The organism is Rhizobium sp. 22-785-1 (genome assembly GCF_053521965.1).
The window spans coordinates 26,947-43,249 of sequence record NZ_JBNWDI010000013.1; the positions used below are offsets into that span (position 1 = coordinate 26,947).

Genomic DNA, 16,303 nt, shown 5'->3' on the forward strand with positions numbered 1-16,303 from the left:
TAGAGGCAGCGGCAATCATTAAGTTTCGAGCGGACCAGATTTCTTGTGGGTGCAGCGACTTCTTCGTGTTAGTTCCGAAGACCAAAGCATGGCATGCGAAACGCCCTTCGCGGCTTTGCGTCAGCACCTGCTGAAAACAGCAGCTTGAAGCGCAGCACGTAACTGACAGAGTTTGTGAAGCGCCTCATGGATTGTGAAGAGCTTTTGCATCATGGCAGACCCGGCTTTCGATCTCGAGTTTCAACCCGCCTACGGCACTGCGGTGAGCGTTGCGGACAACGTCCAGCGCCTTACGGTCAACAACCCATCGGCTTTCACCTTTCACGGCACCAATAGCTACATCGTCGGTAATCGCTCGGTGGCGGTGATCGATCCGGGTCCCGAAGATGAGGATCATTTTCGGGCGCTGATGCGTGCGCTGGATGGTCGCGAGGTGACGCATATCTTTGTAAGCCATACGCACCGGGACCATTCGCCGCTGGCTAATCGGCTTAAGGAAGCCACGGGCGCGATCACGGTCGCGGAAGGGCCGCATCGCGCAGCGCGTCCACTGCATATGGGAGAGCGCAATCCTTTCGCCGAGAGCGCCGATAGCGATTTTATGCCCGATCTGGTGCTTGGCGACAATGAGACCGTCACAGGGGAAGGTTGGTCCTTGACCGCGCTGCATACGCCCGGGCACACGGCAAACCATTCGGCCTTCGCGCTGGATCGTGACGGCATCGTCTTTTCCGCAGACCACGTCATGGCCTGGGCGACCACCATCGTGGCGCCCCCGGACGGTGCAATGAGCGACTATATGGCCTCGCTCGATAAACTGCTCGAGCGCAAGGACCGTGTGTTTTTGCCCGGCCACGGCGGACCGGTGAATGATCCGACAGCTTTCATGCGCGGGCTTCGAACCCATCGGCGCATGCGGGAAAAGGCCGTGTTGGCGAGAATAAAGGCTGGCGACCGGACGATCTTGGAGATGGTCAAAGTCATTTACCGCAGCACCGATCCGCGCCTGCATGGCGCGGCCGCCCTGTCCGTCCTCGCCCATATCGAGGATCTCATCGCAAAAGGCCTGGTTCAGACGGATGGTCCGCCTTCGCTTACCGGAATTTATCTGCCAAGATAGGAATGTCACGTATGACCAGTGCCTATAGCTATCGCGACGATCCTTCCGTGCCGAATTTTCCCGATGACAAGCCGTTGATCATATTCGACGGTGAGTGCGGATTCTGTTCGCGTGACGTCGATCTTGTTCTCCGATATGACAAAGATCGCCTTTTCCGTTTTACACCGGCTCAATCTGAGCTCGGCACCGCCCTTATGCGTCACTACGGCTTCGAAACGAAGGATTACGAGACCAGCCTGCTCATCGACAGAGGCATTGCCTATTCCTATTCGGACAGCGTTCTGAAGGTGTTCGAGTTGCTCGGCGGCTTGATTGGGTTGGCGGCCACATTGCGGTTCCTGCCACGCTTCATCCGCGATGGCATCTACCGCGTGGTTGCGCGAAACCGAATGAAAATTGCCGGACGACGACAGACCTGCCGGATGCCCACCTCGCAAGAGCGGGAGCTTTTCCTGTCATAGGTCTCAGTTGTCGTTGAGTCCCTGCATTTGCGCATCGAGAGCATCAAGATAACTGTCGGCGATCTTCTTCGCCATGCCGAGATCATGCGGGCCAAAGCGTGAAGCAACCCGCACGTCCACCAGTGTCGTTTCGGTATCTTCACGCAGACGGATCAACACATCGAAGCGTGCTCCAAGAATAAGCGTGCGCGTATCGCCCTGCATCAACACCGTCCCGCTGCCGTTAAAAAATGTGGGCGCTGGCGCTTCCGCCGGACGCGCCAGCGGCACAGGTATGACAGATGGTAGATCTTCCACCGGCGTATCGGCCGCGCCCTCCTGAACGTCCTGTTTCGGTGCGCCGGGCTGCGCATCCGGAAGCGCGCCAATCAAGCCATCGGTATGCAGGATACGGATATGCTGCGCTTTGGCGACCTTTCTGGCGGCCGCATAGACGCGGTCGATCGCGCCCTCGTAGCGGTGGCCGAGAAAGCCGGGATAGGCTTCCAACTGCGCGCTCCGTTCCACTGTCGATACCGCCGCCGGCCGCGGCAGCCATTGCTGGTTGGCGGTAGGAACGGAAAGCCAACTTGGAATATCGGTCGTATCCGTCGTCACGTCATAAATTTTCGGGTTCTGCCAATAGAGAAACGCAGCGTAACCCACGACCGCAAGCGGAACGGCAGAAAGCAGTAGCGCATACAGGCACCACAGGCCACCCTTGGCGCCAACCGACCAGAGCCGCTGGAGACCGATGAGTGCGAGCACGAGCGCAATCGCGGCAATCCCTGCCGAAATCAGAGTGAGCGCCACGAAATCCGGTGTGGTCAACGGCCCGAAACGGTGTAATGGCGCGGCAATAAAGAAGAGAAGCAGCGCGGCAAAGCCGAGATAGCGGGAAAGGTACGCCGCATGAGAAACGGGCCTAACGAAACGCACTGTCATAAAGCAGCACCCGTGAACACATGCATTGCCAGAGAGAAAGCGCTTCAGGCGGGTATGACCGTCTGAATCACTGATACGGGGTCTTCATAAAGTGTTTTCGAAAGAATTGGAACGCTGCACCGATTTTGCATTCCACCCTACCGCAACCTTTCCAGAGAGCGGGTCTTTTACACATCACCAATTGGGCGTATCAGGATAACATAAGATGTCTCGCCGGTATTGTTTTGCGTCAATGAATGCAATGGCGCCTGAAGCTCCAAAGGGGTATGACCATGCGTGTTTCGATCGTTCTCGGTTCCCTCGCCGCCTTGCTGGCGCTTAGTGCCTGTCAAACGCTGACACCGGAAGAGCGCCGGGCGCGCGATGAGGCCACATGCCGCGGTTACGGCTTCCGTCCGAATACCGATCAGACGGCACGCTGCCTTCTCGATCTCGATCTTGACCGTCGGGCTGACAACAGGGCTTGGCAGGCGCAAGTCAACCGCGACATGTTCTGGTCACCCGTTGTTGTCGAGCGGCGCGTCATCGTCGAAAACCGCTAACCTTACAGCGAGGCGATCTTCCTAGCAGGTGCGGCTTGCCGCTGTTGCGCCTGCGACAGTGTCGCCTGAGCGGCGGCCAGGCGTGCAATAGGCACGCGGAATGGCGAGCAGGATACGTAATCCAGCCCCACATTTTCGCAGAAATCGATAGAGGTCGGGTCGCCGCCATGCTCCCCGCAAATGCCAAGCTTGAGCTCAGAGCGTGTCTGCCTGCCTCGCTCCGCAGCAATGCGGATCAGCTCCCCTACCCCGTCGAAATCCAGCGATACGAAGGGGTCTCGCTCAATGATGCCTTTGCGCTGATAGGTGTTGATGAAGCGGGCAGCATCGTCGCGCGAGATGCCGAAGGTCGTCTGCGTCAGGTCGTTCGTGCCGAAGGAGAAGAATTCGGCAGCCTCTGCGATGACATGGGCGCGAAGTGCTGCACGGGGAAGTTCGATCATCGTTCCCGTCAGATATTCCAGGGCCATGCCGCTTTCTGTTGCGACTTCAGCGGCCACGCGGTCAATGACGCCGCGAACATAATCCAGTTCCGAGCGAAGACCGACGAGCGGCACCATGATCTCGGGAACGATGGGCGCACCCGTTCGCCGCGCCGCTTCCACCGCAGCCTCGAATATGGCGCGGGCCTGCATCTCGGCGATTTCGGGATAGGAGATTGCCAAACGGCAGCCGCGATGGCCGAGCATGGGGTTGAATTCGTGCAGCGCATCCAGTCTCTGGCGAAATAACGTCTGCGGCATGCCCATGGCTGCCGCCACTTCGACGATCTCGCCATCGGTCTTTGGAAGAAATTCGTGCAGCGGCGGATCGAGCAGACGTATCGTCACCGGCATGCCATGCATGATGGAGAAGAGTTCGGTGAAATCCTCCCGCTGCATGGGCAGCAACTGGTCAAGCGCTGCGCGCCTGCCCGCCTCGTCCTCGGCAAGGATCATTTCGCGCATGACGTGAATACGCTCGCCTTCGAAGAACATATGTTCTGTACGGCAAAGGCCGATCCCCTCGGCACCGAAGGCGCGGGCAGCACGCGCATCGGCCGGCGTATCGGCATTGGTGCGCACCGTCATGCGACGCGCGCCATCGGCCCATTCCATCAGCTTGCCAAAATCGCCGGAAAGCTCCGGCTGCGTCATAGGCACCTCGCCTCTCAACACCCGGCCCGACGATCCGTCAATGGTGATGACATCGCCCTTGCGCAGCATGCAGCCGATACCGACCAGCACGCCATTGCGCAAATCCACACGCATCGAGCCTGCGCCCGTCACGCAGGGTATACCCATTCCACGTGCCACCACAGCCGCATGGCTCGTCATGCCGCCGCGCGTAGTCAGTATGCCCTCGGCCGCGTGCATGCCGTGAATGTCTTCCGGGCTGGTTTCCATCCGCACCAGAATGACGCGTCGCCCCTCAGCCTTGGCTGCGACAGCTTCTTCAGCGTTGAAGACGATCTCGCCGGAGGCAGCCCCTGGCGAGGCGGGAAGGCCAGAACCGATAATGGGTTTTTCAATGGAGGAATCGATCGTGGGGTGCAGTAATTGATCGAGGGACGACGGCTCTATCCGGCACACCGCTTCATCGGCCGTGATCAGGCCCTCCTCGACCATGTCGACTGCAATCTTCATCGCCGCGCGCGTGGTGCGCTTGCCGCAACGAGTCTGGAGCATCCAGAGCTGTCCGCGCTCGATAGTGAACTCCATGTCCTGCATGTCGCGGTAGTGGGTTTCCAGACGCCCGCAAATCCCGATAAACTCCTGGAAGGCTTCGGGCATCAGCTTTTCCATCGACGGCTTTTCGGAGCCGGATGCTATGCGTGCCGATTCGGTGATGGATTGCGGCGTGCGGATGCCCGCCACCACGTCCTCACCTTGAGCATTGACGAGAAACTCACCATAGAGCTCCTTTTCACCGGTCGATGGATTACGCGTAAAGGCAACGCCGGTGGCCGAAGTCGAGCCGAGATTGCCGAAGACCATGGCCTGCACGTTAACCGCAGTCCCCCAATCACCGGGAATGCTATGAAGATGGCGGTAGGTGACAGCGCGGGTATTCATCCAGCTTGCGAAGACAGCGCCGATGGCGCCCCAGAGCTGAACTTCGGTATCTTGCGGAAACGGCTCGTCGAGCTCGTCTTCGAGCAGTTGCTTATAGCGCGACACCACATGCTGCCACTCGTCGGCTGAGAGCTCCGTATCATATTCATAGCCAAGGCGACCTTTTTCGTCCTCGAGTATTTCCTCGAAGACTTCATGATCGAGACCCATGACGACGTCTGCATACATCTGGATGAAACGTCGGTAGCTATCCCAGGCGAAGCGTGCATCGCCCGAATCTTTACACAGAGCCTGAACGGTCTCGTCATTGAGGCCGAGGTTGAGCACAGTGTCCATCATGCCAGGCATAGACGCACGAGCGCCAGAGCGGATGGAGAGCAAGAGGGGGCGTGGACCTGCGCCGAACTTGCGGCCCGTCATCGCTTCCATGCCGGCGAGGCCACTCAAGACCTGCAACTTCAAATCACTGGGTAGCTGGCGTCCGCCCTGATGGTAGCGCCCACAGGCTTCGCTGATTATGGTAAAGCCGGGCGGAACAGGCAGGCCGAGGCTCGCCATTTCGGCAAGGTGCGCGCCCTTGCCTCCCAATATGGCCACATCGCCAGCACGGCCTTCGGCAGCACCATTGCCAAAGGTGTAAACCCACTTCTTCATTATACGCTCTCCACCCAGAAGCGTTCTTGTTTTTCAACCCATTATAGCATTGTCACACTGTTGGGAACGCCAGAGAGCACAAGATGACAGTGCAGTGCAGCATAATTGCGGCGTTCAATGGTCGATATCCGGCGACGGAGGGATAAAATCTCTGGTAGCGGGAGCCAGGGCTTCAGACCGCTTCCGCCAGCCTCTCCGCCATCTGCAGATCGACCGACACGAGTTGCGACACGCCCTGCTCCGCCATGGTGACGCCGAAGAGGCGATCCATGCGGGCCATGGTGATGGGGTTGTGGGTGATGATGACGAAACGGGTTTCTGTGGATGCCGCCATTTCATCCATCAGGTTACAGTAACGCTCCACATTGTGGTCATCGAGCGGTGCATCCACCTCGTCCAGCACGCAGATGGGTGCGGGGTTTGTGAGGAAGACAGCGAAGATCAGGGCCATGGCGGTCAGCGCCTGCTCGCCGCCGGACAGTAGCGTCATCGTCTGCGGCTTCTTGCCCGGTGGACGCGCCAGGATTTCAAGACCGGCTTCCAGCGGGTCGTCGGACTCGATCAGTTGCAGTTCCGCCGTGCCGCCGCCGAAAAGATGGGTGAAGAGCCGCTGGAACTGGGTATTGACCACATCGAATGCGGCGACCAGACGCTCACGACCTTCGCGGTTGAGACTTTGAATACCTGCGCGCAGCTTTCTGACCGCGTCGATTATGTCGTCCCGCTCCTTGATGAGAGCGGCGAGCTTTGCCGACAGTTCCGCCTGCTCCTCATCGGCGCGCAGATTGACGGCGCCGAGACGCTCACGCTCGATCTTCAGCCGGTCGAGATCGCGCTCCACATCGCGAACTTCGGGCAACGGCGCCCCTTGAGCCAATCCAGTGAGACGCAGCGCCATTTGCGGCTCCACATTCAAAGTCTCGCGAATGCGGCTCTCGCTCTCCTGACGCTTCTCACGGGCAGAGACGAGCCGCTCCTCGGCGCGGCCGCGCTTTTCACGCGCTTCCGCCAGTTCGGAGAGTGCGGTTGCCGCCGCACGGTCGGCGTCGCGCTGGAGATTTTCCGCTTCGGCCAGGCGGTCCGCGGCGGCGCGGCGCGCCTCTTCCATCTTCTGGAGTTCAGTCAAGAGGTTACGACGCTTCTCGTCAAACTCTTCAGGTGCAATATCGAGCTCCACGAGTTCGTCGCGCGCTTCCTCCTCGCGCTCCCTGAGTGTGGCAATGTGGTCTGCGGCGCTTGCGGCACGGGCAGCCCAGGTCGCGCGTTCCTGAGCGATGGCAGTGACACGGCGCTGACGGGTTTCCGCCTCCCGGTTCAATCCCTCATGGCGCGCACGTGCTTCCGCCAGAAGGCTGCGATCGGTGGCAACCTCCAGCTGGCTATCTCGCAGCCGCTGATCGATATCCGGAAGATCGGCGCTGTTCTCAAGTTCTATTCGTGCATTTTCCTCCTGAACGGCGATCTCCTCGATCTGACCGCCGATCTGGTTCAACGCCTCGGAAACGACATCGCGACGGCGTAGAAGGTCGCCGGACGCACGCTCTGCCATGGAGAGCGCATCACGTGCCTCGGTCAATTGTCTGGCGGCAAGGCGGCTGCGCTCACGCGCTTCGGTCAGGCCAGTTTCCGCCATGCGGATCGCATCCGTCGAAACAGACAGCCGTTCCTCCGCCTCTTCCAGTGCAAAACGGGCTTCATCGATTTCGTTTTCGATTTCCGCGAGACGATTTTTCTGTGCCAGCCTGAGAGCTGCACTTCCCGGCGCATCGGCGCTCGCCACATGCCCATCCCACCGGAAGAGAGCACCCTCTTTCGTCACCAGACGCTGACCGGCCTTAAGCTGCGGCATCAACTCCTGCCCCTCCTTCACACTCGCCACAATGCCGATCTGGCGTAGGCTGCGCATCAGTGCGTGAGGTCCTGACACGTGGGAAAGGAGTGACAGGACGCCTTGGGGCAGGACTGGATCATTCGCACCGTCACCGTTCGCCGTCCAGTAAGCGGGTGCTGCCGGATCGAGCGGGCTTTCAAGCTCGTCGCCAAGGGCAGCGCCAAGAGCCGCCTCGAAGCCACGATCGACCTTCAGTTCTTCCGCCACAGGAGTATAAGAGCCGGAGGCGGCACCGGCTGCCAACATTTTAGAGATGGTGCGGGCTTCGGTTTCCAGCGCATTGAGGCGATTGCGGGCACTATCCACCGGCCCGCGCGCAAAGGATTCGGCAGAGCGCGCTTCAGCAACCGCAGTTTCCGCCTGTACAACGGAGCTCAGCGCATCTTCTGCCACCATTTCCGCTGCCTCGACGCTCTCACGCCTTTCGGCGGGATCAGGCAATTGCGACAACTTGTCATCGATCGTGTCGATCTCGGAGGCTGCCTCTGAAGACTGTCGTTCCAGACGCATTTTGCGGTCGGCAAGATCGCGAATGGAGCGCTCAAGCTGGGCGCGAGAGGCGGCGGTATCGGCTCGCTCTGCGGTCAATGCCGCAAAGACCCGTTCACTTTCTGAAAGCTTGGCAGCGGCCTCCTCGAAAGCCTCGCGTGTTTCTTCGGCGTAGCGCCCAGAATCGGCAAGAATGTCGAGAAGCTCTGCTTCCTCCGTATCGAGGCGGGCGAGAATGTCGGCATTGTCCGAAACAAGCCGCTCTTCGCGCTGAATATCCTCGCCAAGCTGCGACAGGCGGCGTGCCAGTTCATCGCGGCGGCGAAGCAAGCGGTTTGCTTCATCGTCCAGCTGCGTGCGGGCGATTTGCAGTCTCTGCAGCGCGGCGGCAACCTTCGCCTCGTTCTCTCGCAGTTCGGGCAGCTTGAAGCTGGCCACGCCCTGCTCTTTTGCGGCTTCCATTTGCCGCTGCGCCTTTTCAGCCACCAGATTGGTGGCAAGGTTCAGGGCGGTGTCCGCTTCGCGCTCGGCCTCAGCGGCATCCACCCAGCGGATGTGCAGCAGTGTGGCTTCACGCGCACGGATATCGGCAGATAGCATCTTGAAGCGGTTGGCCTGGCGGGCCTGGCGTTTCAGGCTTTCGATCTGACTTTCCAGCTGTGCGGTCACATCCTCCAACCGCTCCAGATTGGTTTCGGCAGCGCGCAGACGCAACTCCGCCTCGTGGCGACGCGAATGCAGGCCGGAAATACCTGCCGCCTCCTCCAGCAACTGACGGCGTGCCTGCGGCTTGGCGTTGATCAACTCGCCGATTCGGCCTTGCCCCACCATGGAGGGCGACCGCGCCCCGGTAGAGGCGTCGGCAAAGAGAAGCTGAACATCCTTGGCACGGGCTTCCTTACCATTGATGCGATAGACAGACCCGTTCTCGCGCTCGATACGGCGCGTGACCTGGATCTCGTCGGCATCGTTGAAGGCGGCAGGAGCCGTACGGTCGGAATTGTCGAGATAAAGACCGACTTCTGCGGTATTGCGAGCAGGACGGTTGCCTGATCCGGAAAAGATCACGTCATCCATGCCGGAGGCGCGCATGTTCTTGTAGGAGTTTTCGCCCATCACCCAGCGAAGCGCTTCGACAAGATTGGACTTGCCGCAGCCATTCGGACCGACAACACCCGTCAGGCCAGGCTCGATGATGAATTCAGAGGGCTCGACAAAGGACTTGAAACCCAGGAGGCGCAGCTTGTTGAACTTCATGCCGCGGCCTCGCCCCATCGCGCCCGAGACACGAAAACGGGCGCACGGACATATCCGGCGCCCGTCAAAATGCGGTAGCGTCGATTACAGAAGGCTGTCGATAAGGGCCGACATGGATTCAACCGACATGTCTCCAGAATACTTCTTGCCGTTGATGATGAAGGTCGGCGTGGAATTGACGCCGAATTCCGTTGCGCCGCGCTGCATCGTCGCGTTCACATCATTCAGAAGTTGCTGGTTCGTCAAGCAGGCCTCGAAGCTCTCCTGTGAAAAACCGGCCATTTTCGACATTTGCAACAGAGCTCCGCGCGCATCCTGGGCAGCGGCCCAATTCTGCTGCTGCTTGAACAGCATGGAGATGAAGGGGAAATACTGCTGTTCCGGCGCACAACGAGCCAGCATGAAGGCGGCGGCGGCGCGTGGATCGAAGGGGAATTCGCGAATGACGAAATAGACCTTGCCGGGATCGATGTACTTCTTCTTGATCTCTTCAAATGTCGTGTTGTGGAAGTGTGCGCAGTGCGGGCAGGTCATCGACATGTATTCGACGATCTTCACAGGAGCGTTCTTGTCCCCCAACGCACGATCCGGCAGGGCACCGGGCTTCAGGACCTCAGCCATGTCGACGTTACCGGAAGATTCCGGCAGATCCTGTGCAAAGGCATTGCCAGCAACAACCGGCAGTGCGGCTGCGACAGAGGCCATGGCGACAGTGCCGAGAAGACCGCGGCGGGTGAGGTTCAGTTCTGGGACATGCATGGAAGCACCTGTTTGTGAAAGACGCAAATGTCTATGATTGCGATATAGCCACACATCGTTTCCAACAAGCGGCGAGTGGTGTTGTTCTTGTCAAAGAATTGTGACCAGTCAAGGACTGTTCGACAACATAGCCTGCTTCAGAGTGTCCTGCCCTTCGGTCGCTTTTGCATGACCGCGGTGCCGAGGCGCTCCACCGCCTTGCGCAGCGCCTCGCTTTCTATGCCCTGCATCATGTCGTCCAGCTTCTTTGCTGCCTCACCCCGCAAAGGCTGCGGCTTGCGGCGGCGCGTCGATGCCGCCGAAACCGGCTTTTGCACGATCCGGATTTGACGTACGGCAGGAAAGCCGAAGAAACCGTTGATGCGGGCAATCAACTCGCCCTGCGCGTGGGTCAGGAAAAGAGCGCGCGCGCCTTCGCACGCAATGGTCAAAACGCCGGGCTGATAACCGCCGCGATCCGGCCCCTCGTCGCGGCGTGGCCAGGTGATCTTCTCAGGGCGGGTGCAATCGGCGAAATCAGTGCCGGCAATCTCATCCCATGAACCAAGCAGCGCGGTGCTTATTCCTGCACGCTTTGCTAGAACGGGATCGATGATACCATTTGCCACTTCGGCAATCTGAAGGACACCTTTACGGGGTGGTCGCATAGTCACAACTCTATACTCGTGGCTTGATCGGGCGAAGCGTATGGACCAAGTATAGGACGTTTCCGTCTCGATTGGAAACGCCCTCAGCCAAATCGGAACAGACTTTACATATGCTGCATAAAATCGAAGGGCCGGCTTATGCTCAGCTGCTGCTGGCATGGTATGACCGCCACCACCGCGACCTGCCGTGGAGAACCTCGCCGTCGATGGGGGCCAAGGGGTTGCGGGCCGATCCCTACCATGTGTGGCTTTCCGAAGTGATGTTGCAGCAGACGACCGTGCAAGCCGTGAAGCCTTACTTCACAAAGTTTCTTGCCGCATGGCCGACCGTTGACGATCTTGCAGCAGCGCCGACAGAGGACGTCATGGCCGCCTGGGCGGGGCTTGGCTACTATGCGCGTGCGCGAAACCTGAAGAAATGCGCCGAAGCGGTCGCCTTTCAGCATGGCGGCAGGTTTCCCGATACCGAGGACGGTTTGAAGGCTCTTCCTGGGATTGGCGATTATACCTCGGCGGCTGTGGCTGCCATTGCCTTTAACCGGAAGGCTGCGGTGATGGATGGCAATGTGGAGCGGGTGATCTCACGCCTGTTCCTGATCGATTCGCCGTTGCCCGCCTCAAAACCACTGATGAAAGCAAGAGTTGCAGAGATTACACCTGGCGACCGCCCCGGCGATTTTGCCCAGGCGATGATGGATCTCGGCGCCACTATCTGTACGCCGAAGCGCCCCGCCTGCGCGCTCTGTCCGTTTAATGGCCGATGTCTTGCCCTGGCGCAGGATGAGCCGGAGCGCTTTCCGGTCAAGGCCAAGAAGAAGGACAAACCCGTCCGCGTTGGAGCGGCCTTCGTTGCCGTCAATGACAGGGGTGAGCTCCTTCTGCGACGGCGCGTCGAAAGTGGTCTTCTCGGTGGCATGACGGAAGTGCCGACCACAGCCTGGACCGCCCGCCTGGATGGCGGCACCGATACGTCGCATGCGCCTTTTGACGCCGACTGGGAAGCGGCAGGCACGATCGTGCATGTCTTCACGCATTTCGAGCTCAGGCTGTCGATCTATCGGGTCAAAGTCGAAAGTGACCTTCGGCACGATGACGGATGGTGGGAGCCGGTCACAAATCTTGATGCCCAGGCACTGCCGACGGTGATGAAAAAGGCAATCTCACAGGCTATTCCATTGGCATTTGCGGCATCAAGCCGCAAATCTCGGGCGATTTGAAGCAACAGGACAATTTCATGAAAAAGATCAATCATATCGTTTTCGATATCGGCAAGGTTCTCATTCATTACGATCCGCACATTCCCTATAGCCGCCTGATCCCCGACGATGCGGAACGCGCCTGGTTCTTCGAAAACGTCTGCACCCATGACTGGAATATAGAACAGGACCGCGGTCGCACGTGGGAAGATGCCGAGGCGTTGCTATTGGACAGCCATCCCGATCGAGAAGAGCACATTCGCGCTTTTCGCAAGCACTGGCACGAGATGGTGTCCCACTCCTATGACGATTCCGTCGCCATTCTCAAAGGTCTGATCGACAGCGGCCATGACGTGACGATGCTGACGAATTTCGCGTCCGACACGTTTCGCGAAGCGCAGAAGATGTATCCATTCCTGACACTATCGCGCGGCGTGACCGTGTCAGGCGATGTCGGTTTGATCAAGCCGGATGTAGCAATCTACACTCTCCATGCGGAGACGTTCGGGCTCGATCCAGAAACCAGCATCTTTATCGACGATACGATTGCCAATGTGGAAGGCGCGAAGGAGGCCGGCTGGCAGGCCGTGCATTTTACGAGTGCTGAAAAGCTGAAGGCGGATCTTGCCGACTACGGTATCAAGGCTTGAGAATCCCTGGCGCAGGCGGGAATGGCGGTCCCCGTCCTGCGCCAGTCCAGCCGCAAGCGGCCAGATCGAAGAATCGTCAATGTGGGGGAGCATTCCGTTTTCTTGGCTTTCCACATCAGTCACCAGGGGCGCTTCTAAAAGCCCGCGGATGGATGCGGCGGCGGTTAGCTGTCGTTCCCTTGGCGTGACTGATTAAAGAGGCTTACTTGCTCGAAGCTGTCCATGCGATTGAAATATTTCATGAAAATTCGGTATTTCTAACATGATAAAACCAGGGCCCGGCGTCTGGTAAACGCCGAGCCCTGGTTGCTCTTCATCCGGGACTGAAGGTACTAAAACCGGATGAAGTATCTGGCTAAAGCAGCACGAGGCGGTGGATCGCAGACTACTCGGCTTTGGCCAATTCCATACGGATAACGCTTCTGAGATCATCGATGGGCTTGAGGACGTCGCCCTCGTGATAATGCCAGAAGGTCCAGCCGTTGCATGCATCAAGACCCTGAACCTTGGCGCCAAGACGATGGATCGAACCTGCATCGCCGCCAGACGAGACGGTACCGTCGGCACGAATGATTGCGGTGTAGCGACGTTTGGCATCCGTAAGCACCTGACCCGGGCGCACCAGACCGCTTTCAAGCAGAACGTTGAAGGCCACGCGTGGCTCTGCCTTCTTGCCGGTCATGACCGTCAGTTCAGCCTTGCCGAGCGGTTCGACCGCGGCAATGCGGGCAGAGGCTGCGTCGATGTAATCCTGCTCGCGCTCGATGCCGACGAAATGACGGCCAAGGCGTTTTGCCACCGCACCCGTGGTGCCGGAGCCGAAAAAAGGATCGAGCACGACGTCGCCAGGCTTGGTCGAGGCCATGATGACGCGGGCGAGTAGCGCTTCCGGCTTCTGAGTCGGATGGATCTTCTTGCCGTCATCGCCCTTCAGCCGCTCCGAGCCGCTGCAGATCGGGAACAGCCAATCGGAGCGCATCTGCACGTCGTCGTTGGACGCTTTCAGCGCTTCGTAATTGAAGGTGTAGCTTTTGGCTTTCGCATCGCGGCTGGCCCAGATCATCGTTTCATGGGCGTTCTGGAAACGGCGACCCTTGAAATTAGGCATGGGGTTGGTCTTGCGCCAGACGATGTCATTCAGGATCCAGAAGTTCATGTCCTGAAGGATGGAGCCGACACGGAAAATGTTGTGATAGGAACCAATGACCCAGATGGTGCCATTGGGCTTCAGCACGCGGCGGCAGGCCAGAAGCCAGGCGCGGGTGAAGGCATCATAGGCATCGAAAGAGGCGAACTGGTCCCACTCGTCATCAACCGCATCCACGAGCGACTGATCGGGGCGATGCAGCGCGCCGCCAAGCTGGAGGTTGTAGGGCGGATCGGCGAAAATCGCATCGACTGACTGGCTCGGCAGCGCTTCGAGCGCGGCGACGCAGTCACCCTTGATGATGCTGTCCTTCCAGGCATCGCTTTCGCCTGCAAGATCAAAACCGGCGCGCCGAAAATCGGCCAGTGGAAACACTGATGCCATGGGTACTCGCTCCATACGCTTACTCAACTGAACTGGCCTTATGGTTACCGAAGATGGTTATCAAAGGCTGAACAAACCCCTGAAAAATCCCAAAAAGATGGGAATGGAACCGGATATTATTTTTAACGTTTTGATTTAGGAATTTTCCACGCTGGCGGTATTATGGTGCCAGTGACGGGTGCAGGGGTAAGTTGAAAATGCGCATAGCCTTAATGATCGCCGCGACGCTCTATGCCAGCGCCGCCTTTTCCCAGCAGGCTGCGCCGCAGGCGCCGAAGCCGCAAGTGAATGTACGCACGAATGCCGTGATGTTCAGCGGCGGCCCGTCGCTTGGCGATAGCGACAAGGTTCGCTGGGATTTCTACAAGGCAGACAGCATGGGTGGCCGCAGCGACGAGAATGTCGGCGGTGCGTACGATGCGACCTTCGAGGAAAAGATTCCGCCCGGACGCTACGTTGCCGTTGCCTCTCTCGGCAGTATCAGTCGTGAAATCGCATTCGAAGTGAAGGACGGCGGCGTGACGGACCTTGCGGTCGATTTCGAGGCCGCGCAGCTGACGATCGTTCCTAAGCGCAGCCCGGAAAGCAAGGAGGCTGAGCCTCTTGCGCGCGTGACAGTCACGCAGGACGATTTCAACGATAGTGTCTACGGATCAAAGGAAATTTTCGTTCCCGCTGGCGAGTTGAAGCTTCAGGGCCGTATCGGTCCAGCTGAGGCAGAAGAAACGATTACCGTCAAAGCGGGCGATACGCTGACACACGACGTTATCATTCCAAGCGGCGTGGTCGTGGCCAATGCCGTCTACAAGGAAGGCGGCCGCAAGGTGGAGACGGACGGCATCCGCTTCGAGGCACTTGCCGAAACCGACACGCTGGACGGTACTCGTAAGACAATCACCGGAACTTATGGCCCTGGCAAGATCATGCAGATGCCGGCCGGAAACTTCATCATGAGGGCGCGCCTCGGCAAGGTCAGCGTTGAAAAGCCGTTCATTGTGACAGCCGGCCAGCGCACGGATCTTACTGTCGATCTCGATGCTGGCGTCCTTGCCGTTTCGGCCCCGAAAGCGGAGCGAATCGACATCGTCGAAACCACCAAGGACTTACAGGGGACGCAGAAGGAAATTTCCGGGCGCTACGGAACGACGCACCAGGAAACGCTTCACCCCGGGACATATTCGGTAAAAGTGACCTACGACAAGAAGACCAATCGCGAGCCGAAGGAAGTCAATGCTACGGTGACAGCGTCCGAACGCACCGAGATCAACGTGGCAGACTGACTCCCACTGCAAAGACGGTCACTATCCCACGATTGAAAAGGCATCGCGCGTCGAGCCGGTCGGCGTTCGAACTGCCGTGCGGCCGATCCATTGCACGTGACCATGCAATATCCGAATCGCTTCTTCACCACGTCCATCGCGAAGCGCATCGATTATGGCGCGGTGATCGGTGTCTGTGCGTCGCTCCCATCCAGCTCGCCAGGCGGAAAACAGGAAGCGGGCGCTTGCAGCATGAAGCCCGTCTATGGCTTCCATCAACCTTGGCATGTTGCACGGTGCGATAATGAGCCTGTGGAAGCGACGGTTCGCCGCTTCCCAATGGCGAACATCCTGCGCGTCGTCGCCTTCATGGGTCGCAGCCTCGGCTTCGGTAAGAATGGCATCCGTTAGGTTCGGTATGGCATTACGAAGTGCCAGAACCTCGAGTGCGGCGCGCATTTCCGCCACCTCGCGCACATCGGCCAGACCGAAATCAGCAACGCGAACGCCCCGGCGCGGAATGCTGACAGCAAGCCCCTGGGCCTCCAGACGGCGAAATGCCTCCCGCACCGGCACATGAGAGGCGCCAAATTCTTCAGCGATGTGGTCCTGCCTCAGCCTTTCGCCGGGCGCGAGCTCGCCGCGCACGATACGCTCGGCAAGCGTGCGGCTGATCTTGGCGGCAATCGTATCGTCTGGCTTGGGCTTTGGAATCTTGACCATGACCTGACATAGGGCGAGGTCACGGGATTGTCGAGCGACAGTGTAGCCGCAAAGCTCCATTGCATTCCAGCTGGTTGAGCTTCTACAGCACTTGGTCTAAAAGCCAGCCACCCCATCAATTCCTCTACCGACATCAAGGAGCGCAT

13 protein-coding genes are annotated in these 16,303 nt (G+C 59.0%); 6 read left to right on the plus strand and 7 right to left on the minus strand.

Annotated elements, in window-relative coordinates; genetic code table 11:
* The first annotated feature begins 211 nt into the window (after positions 1 to 211).
* Both ACQZ5M_RS20165 and ACQZ5M_RS20170 read left to right on the plus strand, forming a co-directional pair.
* Positions 212 to 1,120 carry an MBL fold metallo-hydrolase gene (locus tag ACQZ5M_RS20165; RefSeq protein WP_296103737.1) on the plus strand — a complete coding sequence of 303 codons (909 nt, stop codon included), beginning with the start codon at positions 212 to 214 and terminating at the stop codon, positions 1,118 to 1,120.
* Between the two features lie 11 nt (positions 1,121 to 1,131).
* The gene (locus ACQZ5M_RS20170) at positions 1,132 to 1,581 is read left to right on the plus strand and encodes a thiol-disulfide oxidoreductase DCC family protein (protein ID WP_449080694.1); all 450 of its coding nucleotides are present in this window, start codon (positions 1,132 to 1,134) and stop codon (positions 1,579 to 1,581) included.
* 3 nt (positions 1,582 to 1,584) lie between these two features.
* Here the strand turns inward: ACQZ5M_RS20170 and ACQZ5M_RS20175 are convergent, their stop codons facing one another.
* Positions 1,585 to 2,505: a DUF1499 domain-containing protein gene (locus ACQZ5M_RS20175; protein ID WP_449080695.1), complete on the minus strand. Its 921-nt coding sequence runs from the start codon at positions 2,503 to 2,505 to the stop codon at positions 1,585 to 1,587.
* A 272-nt stretch (positions 2,506 to 2,777) separates the two neighbouring features.
* Here ACQZ5M_RS20175 and ACQZ5M_RS20180 point away from each other — a divergent pair, with 272 nt between their 5' ends.
* Entirely contained in the window at positions 2,778 to 3,047 is a 270-nt protein-coding gene (locus tag ACQZ5M_RS20180) for a hypothetical protein (RefSeq protein WP_449080696.1), read from the plus strand.
* A gap of 2 nt (positions 3,048 to 3,049) precedes the next feature.
* Here ACQZ5M_RS20180 and ppdK read toward each other — a convergent pair whose 3' ends face one another.
* The 4 genes from ppdK to ACQZ5M_RS20200 all read right to left on the minus strand — a co-directional run bounded on the left by ppdK (position 3,050) and on the right by ACQZ5M_RS20200 (position 10,798).
* The gene (ppdK, locus tag ACQZ5M_RS20185; RefSeq protein WP_449080697.1) at positions 3,050 to 5,755 is read right to left on the minus strand and encodes a pyruvate, phosphate dikinase; all 2,706 of its coding nucleotides are present in this window, start codon (positions 5,753 to 5,755) and stop codon (positions 3,050 to 3,052) included.
* A gap of 172 nt (positions 5,756 to 5,927) precedes the next feature.
* On the minus strand, positions 5,928 to 9,392 hold the full coding sequence (gene smc / locus ACQZ5M_RS20190; RefSeq protein ID WP_449080698.1) for a chromosome segregation protein SMC: 3,465 nt from the start codon (positions 9,390 to 9,392) through the stop codon (positions 5,928 to 5,930).
* Positions 9,393 to 9,476: 84 nt separating this feature from the next.
* On the minus strand, positions 9,477 to 10,151 hold the full coding sequence (locus tag ACQZ5M_RS20195; protein WP_296021208.1) for a DsbA family protein: 675 nt from the start codon (positions 10,149 to 10,151) through the stop codon (positions 9,477 to 9,479).
* 137 nt (positions 10,152 to 10,288) lie between these two features.
* A complete protein-coding gene (locus tag ACQZ5M_RS20200) occupies positions 10,289 to 10,798 on the minus strand; it encodes a DUF721 domain-containing protein (protein ID WP_296021210.1) in 510 nt (169 codons plus the stop codon).
* A gap of 110 nt (positions 10,799 to 10,908) precedes the next feature.
* Here ACQZ5M_RS20200 and mutY point away from each other — a divergent pair, with 110 nt between their 5' ends.
* Positions 10,909 to 12,015 carry an A/G-specific adenine glycosylase gene (mutY, locus tag ACQZ5M_RS20205; RefSeq protein WP_449080699.1) on the plus strand — a complete coding sequence of 369 codons (1,107 nt, stop codon included), beginning with the start codon at positions 10,909 to 10,911 and terminating at the stop codon, positions 12,013 to 12,015.
* 17 nt (positions 12,016 to 12,032) lie between these two features.
* Complete coding sequence (locus ACQZ5M_RS20210; protein ID WP_449080700.1) at positions 12,033 to 12,644, plus strand: HAD family hydrolase; 612 nt, start codon at positions 12,033 to 12,035, stop codon at positions 12,642 to 12,644.
* Between the two features lie 385 nt (positions 12,645 to 13,029).
* Here ACQZ5M_RS20210 and ACQZ5M_RS20215 read toward each other — a convergent pair whose 3' ends face one another.
* Positions 13,030 to 14,175 carry a site-specific DNA-methyltransferase gene (locus ACQZ5M_RS20215; RefSeq protein WP_296021217.1) on the minus strand — a complete coding sequence of 382 codons (1,146 nt, stop codon included), beginning with the start codon at positions 14,173 to 14,175 and terminating at the stop codon, positions 13,030 to 13,032.
* A 197-nt stretch (positions 14,176 to 14,372) separates the two neighbouring features.
* Between ACQZ5M_RS20215 and ACQZ5M_RS20220 the strand changes: the two genes are divergently transcribed.
* Entirely contained in the window at positions 14,373 to 15,455 is a 1,083-nt protein-coding gene (locus ACQZ5M_RS20220) for a hypothetical protein (RefSeq protein ID WP_449080701.1), read from the plus strand.
* 21 nt (positions 15,456 to 15,476) lie between these two features.
* Here the strand turns inward: ACQZ5M_RS20220 and ACQZ5M_RS20225 are convergent, their stop codons facing one another.
* Positions 15,477 to 16,157, minus strand: coding sequence for a GntR family transcriptional regulator (locus ACQZ5M_RS20225; protein ID WP_296036222.1), 681 nt, complete (start codon positions 16,155 to 16,157; stop codon positions 15,477 to 15,479).
* Between the last annotated feature and the right edge of the window lie 146 nt (positions 16,158 to 16,303).

What these genes read in the sequence shown, in the direction of transcription:
- ACQZ5M_RS20170 (WP_449080694.1), top strand. Translation starts at nt 1,132, where the DNA reads ATGACCAGTGCCTATAGCTATCGCGACGATCCTTCCGTGCCGAATTTT.
- ACQZ5M_RS20165 (WP_296103737.1), top strand. Translation starts at nt 212, where the DNA reads ATGGCAGACCCGGCTTTCGATCTCGAGTTTCAACCCGCCTACGGCACT.
- ACQZ5M_RS20215 (WP_296021217.1), bottom strand. Translation starts at nt 14,175, where the DNA reads ATGGCATCAGTGTTTCCACTGGCCGATTTTCGGCGCGCCGGTTTTGAT.
- mutY (WP_449080699.1), top strand. Translation starts at nt 10,909, where the DNA reads ATGCTGCATAAAATCGAAGGGCCGGCTTATGCTCAGCTGCTGCTGGCA.
- ACQZ5M_RS20210 (WP_449080700.1), top strand. Translation starts at nt 12,033, where the DNA reads ATGAAAAAGATCAATCATATCGTTTTCGATATCGGCAAGGTTCTCATT.
- ACQZ5M_RS20180 (WP_449080696.1), top strand. Translation starts at nt 2,778, where the DNA reads ATGCGTGTTTCGATCGTTCTCGGTTCCCTCGCCGCCTTGCTGGCGCTT.
- ACQZ5M_RS20195 (WP_296021208.1), bottom strand. Translation starts at nt 10,151, where the DNA reads ATGCATGTCCCAGAACTGAACCTCACCCGCCGCGGTCTTCTCGGCACT.
- ACQZ5M_RS20175 (WP_449080695.1), bottom strand. Translation starts at nt 2,505, where the DNA reads ATGACAGTGCGTTTCGTTAGGCCCGTTTCTCATGCGGCGTACCTTTCC.
- ACQZ5M_RS20200 (WP_296021210.1), bottom strand. Translation starts at nt 10,798, where the DNA reads ATGCGACCACCCCGTAAAGGTGTCCTTCAGATTGCCGAAGTGGCAAAT.
- smc (WP_449080698.1), bottom strand. Translation starts at nt 9,392, where the DNA reads ATGAAGTTCAACAAGCTGCGCCTCCTGGGTTTCAAGTCCTTTGTCGAG.
- ppdK (WP_449080697.1), bottom strand. Translation starts at nt 5,755, where the DNA reads ATGAAGAAGTGGGTTTACACCTTTGGCAATGGTGCTGCCGAAGGCCGT.
- ACQZ5M_RS20225 (WP_296036222.1), bottom strand. Translation starts at nt 16,157, where the DNA reads ATGGTCAAGATTCCAAAGCCCAAGCCAGACGATACGATTGCCGCCAAG.
- ACQZ5M_RS20220 (WP_449080701.1), top strand. Translation starts at nt 14,373, where the DNA reads ATGCGCATAGCCTTAATGATCGCCGCGACGCTCTATGCCAGCGCCGCC.